The sequence below is a fragment of the Streptomyces sp. NPDC005728 genome, assembly GCF_040630895.1.
Taxonomy (GTDB): Bacteria; Actinomycetota; Actinomycetes; order Streptomycetales; family Streptomycetaceae; genus Streptomyces.
The window spans coordinates 127,912-136,359 of the sequence record NZ_JBEXYL010000015.1; the positions used below are offsets into that span (position 1 = coordinate 127,912).

The window sequence follows — 8,448 nt, forward strand, 5'->3', positions numbered from 1 at the left end:
CGCTCACAGCTCTCCCATTCGTCGGATCACGGGGGCCACGCGCTGCACGCCGTGGCGGTAGGCGCCGCGTGCGGCCCGGCGCACGATCTGGCGGACGGGTCCCGGCTCCTTGTCGGCGGCGGGCGCGCCGGGCAGCGGGGCGCCGTCGGGGCCGAGGTGGTGGCGCGCGAGGATCCCGGGGAGGTAGCCGGGCGCGGTCTCGGGTGTGTAGTAGGGGGTGAGGGGCGGCAGCCCCTCCGGCCGGTCGAGCAGTTCGGTGATGCGCTCGCGGGCCGTGTCGAAGGCGGTGGCGTAGGTGCCGTCGGCGGCGACGCCCTGCCGGGCCACCCACTCCTCGTCCGGCGCCGGTCGGTGGCCGGCGTCGAGCTGGTCCCAGGAGGCGAGGCACCCGGAGCCGGTGAAGTGGTGGTTGCCGAGCACCTCGCGCACACCGAGGTCGGTCAGGACGACCGTCGGGATGCGGCGGTGCAGGGCTTCCAGGGCGGCCGTGGAGCTGACCGTGACCAGCAGGTCGGTGCGGTCGAGCACCTCGCCCATGTGGCCGTACACCAGGCGGAAGTTGGCGGGCACGTCCTTGCCCTGGACCAGCTTCTGGTACGGCAGTTCCTCGATGTGGGTGGTGTGCTCGCCGGGCTTGGAGCGCAGCTTGAGCAGCACCTCGCGCTCGGGGTGCTTGCGGGCGTGCTCGATCAGCCGGTCGAGCAGGTATGCACGGTCCTTGCGGCTGTCCGGGACGGAGGGCTGGACGGCGAACACGACGGTGTAGGGGTCGTGTTCACCGGCGTACGGCTCCCCGCCGAGGAACGGCAGCGCGACCTCGGTCACCGCTGAGGCGTCGGCGCCGACCCCCTCGTACACGGCCCGGAAACGGTCCGCGTCGTGGCGGGAGTTGGCGAGGACGAGGTCCGCACCGTGCCGCAGCAGCAGCCCGTCGGCGAGCTTCTCGTAGACGACCCCGACATAGCCGGTGACGACGACGGGACGCTTCCCTGAGCCCCAGAGGTTGCGCAGCCCGTGCAGCATCGCCTGGACACCGCCGCCGACCAGGGCGAGGACGAGGACGTCGTACCGGTCCTCGGGGCCTTCGCCCATGGCACGCAGGAACTCGACGCCGGTCACCTCGCGGAGGGAGTCCGCGCGGACGCCGACTTCCTTCAACTGGCGGGCGGTGGGGGTGGCTCGCCCCCGCAGGAGGTAGCCGTCGAGCCGGATCTCGGCGCCGGTGGGGGTGACACGCTGCGCGGTGAGCGCGCCCCACTTCCACCGGGTGTCGGAATCCGCGAGGACGGCTACCCGCAGGGACTTCGTTGCACTTGCTGGCACGTCGAAGACGCTAGGAAGGCATTCCGAGGTTCCGCCCAACCTGAATGCAACAAAGGGTTAACAGCACATCGCCGAATGGCGAATCGGGCCGCGATCACACCGGAAAAAAGCCCGGTTCACGGCTTCGCCACGCTTCGTTCACCTGGAATCAAGATAGCGGTCAAGACGAATGACGGGCGTCGCCCTAACGTCCCCCACGTGGTCAAGCTCTCCGTCATCGTGCCGTTCTACAACGTGCAGCAATACGCGCCCGACACCCTGAGGAGCCTCAGGGCGAACGCGCGTGAGGATTTCGAATTCATTCTCGTCGACGACTGTTCCCGGGACGAGACGCCAGGGATTCTCGCGCGCGCGGAGCGCGAGCTGCCAGGCGCGGTCTACGTCAGACACGAGAAGAACGGAGGGCTGGCGACCGCCCGCAACACCGGCATCGACCGGGCGCGCGGCGAATACCTGACCTTCCTGGACGGCGACGACTGGCTCGCCGCCGGCTACTACCCGAAGCTGGTCGCCGCCATGGAGGAGCTGGGCTGCGACTTCCTGCGCACCGACCATGTGCAGTGCACCGCCAGGGCGCGCGCCGTGCACCGGGTGCCGCACGGCCGGCGGGGCGTGGTGATGAACCCGCGCGAGGCGATCCTGCCCAGCGACCGGTCCACCTCCGTGGACTACGCCTACGCCTGGGCGGGCATCTACCACCGCCGGCTGGTGGACAAGGGGCTGCTGCACTTCACCGACGGGCTGCGCACGGCCGAGGACCGGCCGTGGATCTGGAAACTGCACCGGGAGGCGGAATCCTTCGCCGCGGTGAGTCTGCTCGGCGTGTTCTACCGGCGCGGTGTCGCCTCGTCACTCACCCAGATCGGCGACGTCCGGCAGCTCGATTTCATTCGCGCGTTCGACCAGGTCATCGCGGAAACGGCCGCGGACCCGGAGGCCGATGCCCTCCTGCCCAAGGCCGTCCGCACGTATTGCGCCATCATTTCCCATCATCTGGGATCCATCGAAAGGTTCGAGCCCGCGGTGGCGAAGCAACTGAAATCCATGAGTGCCGCGGCCCTGCGGCGCATGCCGCAGGGGGTGCTGGACGACGCACTGGACTCCATGGACCTCCAGCGCGCCACCAAGCTGCGCCGGCTGCGCCGCCGTCCCGCCGCCGCGGGGGTCGCCGCGTGACCACCCAGATCTTCCAGGCGTCGACGCTGTACGGCACGGCCACGCTCGCCGCCGCCCTGGACTCCGGCTGCTTCCGCCCGGCCGGCCGGCGCATCCTGCTGGTCTGCAACAACGCGGCGACGCCCGAGACCACACCGGGTCTGGACGAGATGCCCGGCTTCGAGCGGCTGCGCGAGCGCTTCGACGACGTGATCTCGTACAACGAGACGATCTTCCCCTTCCACCCCGGCGGCTGGGCGCCCCGGGTGGACGACATGCCCCTGTGGGAACGCTATCTGCGCCACGAGTGGCAACTGGACGACGACGACGTCGAGTTGGCCGTCGAGTCGATCCAGGTCAACCCCTCCCTCGCGCTCGGCCAGATCTTCAACGGCGCCCCGGTCACGGTCTACGCCGACGGCCTGATGAGCTACGGCCCCACCCGCAACAAGATCGACCCGCTGGTCGGCACCCGCGTGGACCGGGTGCTCCACCTCGACCTCGTGCCGGGCCTGAAGCCGCTGCTGCTCACCGAGTTCGGCGTGCCGGACGAGATCGTGCCGACGCAGGCCTTCACCAAGGTGCTGGCCGAACTCGCTCCCCTCGGCGACGACCTGCCCGAGGTGGAGGAGCCCGCGCTGCTGCTCGGCCAGTACCTCTCCGCGCTGGACATCCTCACCGCCGAGCAGGAGGAGAACCTGCATGTGCGGATGCTCAAGGGGGCCGTCCAGCTCGGGCACACCAAGGTGGTGTTCAAGCCGCACCCGACGGCTCCGGCCCGCTTCACCCGCAGCCTGGAGCAGGAGGCGGAGAAGCTCAAGGTCGAACTGACCGTGCTCGACACGCCGGTGCTCGCCGAGGTGCTGTACCAGCGGATGCGTCCCGCGCTGGTCGTCGGCTGCTTCTCCACCGCCCTGCTCACCGCCTCCGCGCTGTACGGCCTGCCGGTCGCCCGGGTCGGCACCGACCTCCTGCTGGAGCGGCTGACGCCGTACGAGAACAGCAACCGCATCCCGGTCACGGTGGTCGACGCGCTGCTGCCCGAGCTGGGCGACCGCGACGCGGTCACCGAGCAGCGCCGGGGCATGGACGTCGAGGCGCTGGGCGCGCTGGTGCGTGCGGTGGGCTTCGCGATGCAGCCGAAGATCCTGCCGAGGCTGCGCGAGGAGGCCGAGCAGTACCTCGCGAAGAACCTCAACGAACAGACCCTGCGCTATTTCAAGCGCAAGCGTCTGACTTCGCTGGCGCTTCCCGGCGGGGTGCCCGCCCAGCTGGCGTTCATCCCGCGCAACGCCACCGTGCGCCGGATGGCCCGCAAGGCGCGCAATCTGCGCCGGGTCGTACGTCGCTGAACACGCGCTCCTGGTGAGGGCGGGTCCTGTACGGGCCCGCCCTTTTCCTGTTTCTGCCGGCAGGAAGCAAAGGCGACGAACAGGTGAACGAACGAGGTCGGTCGGGCGAATTACCGGAGAGCAAGCGCACCACGGAAATTCACATGAAAATCCGAGGTGATTAACGTTTGTTCGGGAAAAATGTCGAGCATCATGCCTGCTTCGTCCTCCACTCTCACCAGCGCTCCGCCCGCACCCGGGCCGGCCCCCGCCCCGTCCGTCTCCGGCGGCCGCAAGAGCCGCCTGCACGCCCTGGACGGCCTGCGCCTCCTGGCCGCGCTGATGGTCTGCCTCTACCACTACGCCGGACGCGGCGGCACGATCTCCGAGTCCTGGCACCAGAGTCCGTCCCGCCTCTTCCCGTCCCTGTCCCAGGTGGCCACGTACGGCTGTCTGGGCGTCCAGTTCTTCTTCGTCATCAGCGGTTTCGTCATCTGCATGAGCAGCTGGGGCCGCACCCTCGGCGACTTCTTCCGCTCCCGCGTCGCCCGCCTCTACCCCGCCTACTGGGTCGCCCTGGTGCTGGTCACCGGCGCGTCCCTCGCCCTGCCGGCCGTCGTGCACGCGGTCCGGCTGGACGAGTTCCTGGTCAACCTGACGATGCTGCAACAGCCCATGGGCGCACACCGCGTGCTGGGCGTGTGCTGGACGCTCTGGGTCGAGGTCCGCTTCTACGCGCTGTTCGCCCTGCTCGTCGTCCTGCGCGGGGTCACCTACCGGCGGGTCGTGCTCTTCTGCAGCGTGTGGACGCTGGCGACGGTGCTGTGCAACACGTCCGACAACGAGCTGCTGAAGCAGCTGGTCATGCCGGACTACGCGCCCTTCTTCATCGGCGGTCTCGCCCTCTACCTGATCCACCGCTTCGGCAGTGACCTGCTGCTGTGGGGCATCGTGGCCGTCTCCTGGCTGCTCGGGCAGAGCAACGCCACACGCGGGCTGTGGCACCCGGGCGCGCACGGCGACTTCGTCCGCGACCCGCACGTCATACTCGTGATCGTCACCTTCGCCTTCGCCGCCGTGGCGGTCGTGGCGGTGGGCTGGACCAGCTGGGCCAACTGGTCCTGGCTGGCCACGGCCGGCGCGCTGACGTACCCCTTCTACCTGGTCCACGAACACCTGGGCTGGTTCGCCATCCGGGTGCTGCACCGGGGCCTGGGTCTGCCCCCGTACCCGACGCTCGCGGCGACGGTCCTCGGGATGCTGGTGCTCGCCTGGCTGATGCACCGGTTCGTGGAAAAACCGTTCGGCCCGCGGCTGAAGAGGGCGTTGAAGAGGGTCCGCACACCGGGAATCTCGGCGCAGCTCACCGCGCCGAAGGACGGCAAGGGGATCGGCTGAGCGGACGGGAGATCCGGACGTTGGGTATCCGTTCATCTCTCCTTCGCTTGTGAACCGAGCCTCGGGGCAGGCACCGCCCCATGGCCACCACCCAGGAAGCGACGCGACCGCCCCACCGCCTCGACGACGTGCCCGGCTGGTTCCCGGTGCTCGACCAGCTGCTCTTCGAATGGCTCCTGAACCGACAGGAGGCCGCCGGAACCCACGGCGACCTTCTGGAGGTCGGCGTCTACATGGGCAAGAGCGCGATCTTCATCGGCCGACACCGACAGCCGGGCGAGAAGTACACCGTGTGCGACCTCTTCGAGGGCGACGCCCCGGACGGCGCCAACCAGGCGGAGTCGGCCAAGTCCTACAGCGCGCTGACCCGCCGCGTCTTCGAGGAGAACTACCGCTCCTTCCACGACGAACTCCCGCGCGTGCTCCAGGGGCCCAGCTCCCTGGTGCCCGCCGAGGTCGAGCCCCGCTCCTGCCGGTTCGTGCACATCGACGCCTCGCACCTGTACGAGCACGTGCACGGCGACATAGGGGCGGCCCACGACCTGCTGCGGCCCGGCGGCGTCGTCGTCCTTGACGACTTCCGTTCCGAGCACACGCCGGGCGTGTCCGTGGCCACCTGGGAGGCGGTGCTCAACCGGGGGCTGCGCCCCATCTGCCTGAGCACGCAGAAGCTCTACGGCACCTGGGGCGATCCGGAGCCGGTCCAGGAGGAGCTGCTGGCCATGGCGCGGGGGCGGTCCGACTGCCATCTGAGCGTCCAGGAGGCGGCCGGGCACCGGATCGTCCGTCTGAAGTCCAAGGGGATGCAGCCGCCGGAGTTCCCGCCCTCCAGGCATGCGAGGGGAAGTGCCCGGACAGCGCCCGGGACTTCGGATCCGGCGCCGGCACACGGACCGGCGTCCACCCCCGCAGCGCCGCCCGCCCACCACGGCAGCCGGGCCCGCAGGGTCGCCGTCGACCTGTTGCCGCCCGTCCTCACGCGGGCGATACGCAACGCGCGCGCGGACCGGGACCGACCGCCGCTCAGCTGATCCCGTACCGGGCCTCGATGCCCGCGATCACCAGCGCCAGCCCTTCCTCGAACTGCTGGTCGTAGTCGTCGAAGAGCACCTTTCCGGCCTCGGCCGCGAGCGGGAAGTCGGCCATGCGCCGGGCGCGTTCCCCGATGTCGTACCCCTCCCGGCGCTCGCCCGGGAGGGGCTGCACGCCCTGCTCCTCGGTGACGAAGCCGAGGGTGTACATGTGCGCGGTCCGCGCCGCGCTGACCGCCTGCACCAGTCCGAAGCCGACGGCCGTGAAGGCGCGCAGGTGCGCCTCCTGCTCATGGGCGTGGTCCGTCCCCGTGAAGCGTGAACCGCTGAAGACCTTGGCGCCGTCGCGGTAGCCGAGCAGCGCGGCACGCAGTCCGCGGTTGGCCTTGAGCAGTCGCTCCTGCCAGGTGTCGGCGGGGTCGAGCACGACGCCGGCGACCATCCGCCGGTACATCTCCGTCGCCATCTCGTCCAGCAGCGCCTGCTTGTCCTTGAAGTGCCAGTAGAGCGCCGGGGCCTTGACGTCCAGCTCCTTGGCGATGGCGCGCAGCGTCAGTCCGTCCAGACCGGTCTCGTTCAGCAGCCGCAGCGCCGTGTCGGCGACCCGCTCGCGGTCCAGCGGCGCACGTCGTTCGGTACTCACGCTTGACAGCTTAACAGCGTTAAGGGCACGCTCATGACCGACGGCACTTAACGGCGTTAAGGAGAATCATGATGGACGTCCTGATCGTGGGGGCCGGCCCGACCGGCCTCACCCTCGGCATCGACCTCGCCCGGCGCGGCGTGGACGCAACTGTCGTGGAGCGGACGGAGGGTCTCTTCCCCGGTTCGCGCGGCAAGGGGATCCAGCCGCGCACCCAGGAGGTCTTCGAGGACCTCGGCGTGCTGGACGCGATCCGCGCGGCGGGCGGGCCCTACCCGGTGCGGATGATCTGGAAGGACGGCGAGCGGGTCGGCGAGCAGCCGATGTTCGAGGCCGTCGAGGCGGACGAGGGCGCGCCGTACACCGAGCCGTGGATGGTCGCGCAGTGGCGGACCCAGGAAGTCCTGTACGCACGCCTGGTGGAGGCGGGCGGCAAGGTCGCCTTCGGACGCGAGCTGACCGGCCTGGAGCAGGACGCGGAGGGCGTGAGCGCGCGGTTCGCCGACGGTACGACCGTCCGCGCGCGGTATGCCGTCGCGGCCGACGGAGGACGTTCGGCGGTACGGCGCGCGTTGGGCGTGGGCATGACCGGGGAGACGGTCGACCCGAGCCCGTTCCTGGTGGCGGACGTGCGGCTGAAGGGCCTCGACCGGGACCACTGGCACGCCTTCCCCGGGGCCGACGGCACCGGCGTGGCGCTGTGCCCGCTCGCCGGCACGGACGACTTCCAGCTGTCCGGGAAGCTGGCGGAGGGCACGGAGCCGGACCTGTCGCTCGACGGCATCCGCAAGCTGGTCGCCGCGTACACGCACCTCGACGCCGAGGACGTCACCGAGCTGCGCTGGGCCTCGGACTTCCGGCCGCGGGCGGCGCTGGCGGACCGGTTCCGGGTCGGCCGGGTCCTCCTCGCGGGAGACGCGGCGCACGTCCACTCACCGGCCGGCGGGCAGGGTCTGAACACCAGCGTCCAGGACGCCTACAACCTGGGCTGGAAGCTGGGCGCGGTGCTGAGCGCCGGCGCACCGGACGCCCTCCTCGACACCTACGAGGAGGAGCGCCGCCCCAACGCCGCGGCCATGCTGGGCCTGTCGACGGGCGTGCACCGCGGCGAGGTACCGCGGGGGAAGGCGACGGTGCAGCTCGGGCTGGGGTACCGGGAGTCGTCCTTGAGCGAGGAGCGGCGGGCCGCCCCGGCCGGGGTGCAGGCGGGCGACCGCGCACCCGACGGCCGGGTGTCGGGGGTACGCCTCTTCGACGCGTTCCGGGGGCCGCACTGGACATTGCTGGGCGCGACGACACCGGTGGCAGGGGTGCACGTACTCCCGGCGGCCCCGGAGTCCTACGGCCCGGGTGTCTTCCTGGTCCGCCCGGACGGGTACGTCGGCTGGGTGGGCGACTCGACGGACGGACTCGGCGCCTATCTCGCCCGGGTGGGCCTGCGCTGAACGCCCTCGCTCACGCGCCGGCGAGCGACAGCTTCACCGCGAACCCGAGGAACAGGGACCCGACGCCAATGCCCAGGAAAGACCCCAGCAGGATGAAGTTCGAGAAGTAGCTGAGGTGGACG

General features: G+C 70.5%; 7 protein-coding genes. 5 read left to right on the forward strand and 2 right to left on the reverse strand.

The window, feature by feature from the left end; genetic code table 11:
* Nucleotides 1-3: 3 nt before the first annotated feature.
* Nucleotides 4-1,323, reverse strand: coding sequence for a DUF6716 putative glycosyltransferase (locus ABZ471_RS13635; protein ID WP_359065808.1), 1,320 nt, complete (start codon nt 1,321-1,323; stop codon nt 4-6).
* 198 nt (nt 1,324-1,521) lie between these two features.
* Between ABZ471_RS13635 and ABZ471_RS13640 the strand changes: the two genes are divergently transcribed.
* The 4 genes from ABZ471_RS13640 to ABZ471_RS13655 all read left to right on the forward strand — a co-directional run bounded on the left by ABZ471_RS13640 (nt 1,522) and on the right by ABZ471_RS13655 (nt 6,238).
* The gene (locus ABZ471_RS13640) at nt 1,522-2,499 is read left to right on the forward strand and encodes a glycosyltransferase family 2 protein (protein ID WP_359065834.1); all 978 of its coding nucleotides are present in this window, start codon (nt 1,522-1,524) and stop codon (nt 2,497-2,499) included.
* Entirely contained in the window at nt 2,496-3,830 is a 1,335-nt protein-coding gene (locus ABZ471_RS13645; protein WP_359065810.1) for a polysialyltransferase family glycosyltransferase, read from the forward strand. The genes ABZ471_RS13640 and ABZ471_RS13645 overlap by 4 nt, the downstream gene beginning before the upstream one ends.
* Nucleotides 3,831-4,022: 192 nt before the next feature.
* On the forward strand, nt 4,023-5,207 hold the full coding sequence (locus ABZ471_RS13650) for an acyltransferase (protein ID WP_359065812.1): 1,185 nt from the start codon (nt 4,023-4,025) through the stop codon (nt 5,205-5,207).
* Nucleotides 5,208-5,287: 80 nt separating this feature from the next.
* Nucleotides 5,288-6,238: a class I SAM-dependent methyltransferase gene (locus tag ABZ471_RS13655; RefSeq protein WP_359065814.1), complete on the forward strand. Its 951-nt coding sequence runs from the start codon at nt 5,288-5,290 to the stop codon at nt 6,236-6,238.
* Here the strand turns inward: ABZ471_RS13655 and ABZ471_RS13660 are convergent.
* Nucleotides 6,231-6,881, reverse strand: coding sequence for a TetR/AcrR family transcriptional regulator C-terminal domain-containing protein (locus ABZ471_RS13660; RefSeq protein WP_359065816.1), 651 nt, complete (start codon nt 6,879-6,881; stop codon nt 6,231-6,233). The two genes, ABZ471_RS13655 and ABZ471_RS13660, sit on opposite strands and share 8 nt — an antisense overlap.
* 65 nt (nt 6,882-6,946) lie before the next feature.
* On the opposite strand from ABZ471_RS13660, the gene ABZ471_RS13665 reads away from it, so the two are divergent.
* On the forward strand, nt 6,947-8,326 hold the full coding sequence (locus ABZ471_RS13665; protein ID WP_359065836.1) for an FAD-dependent oxidoreductase: 1,380 nt from the start codon (nt 6,947-6,949) through the stop codon (nt 8,324-8,326).
* Nucleotides 8,327-8,448 lie beyond the last annotated feature (122 nt).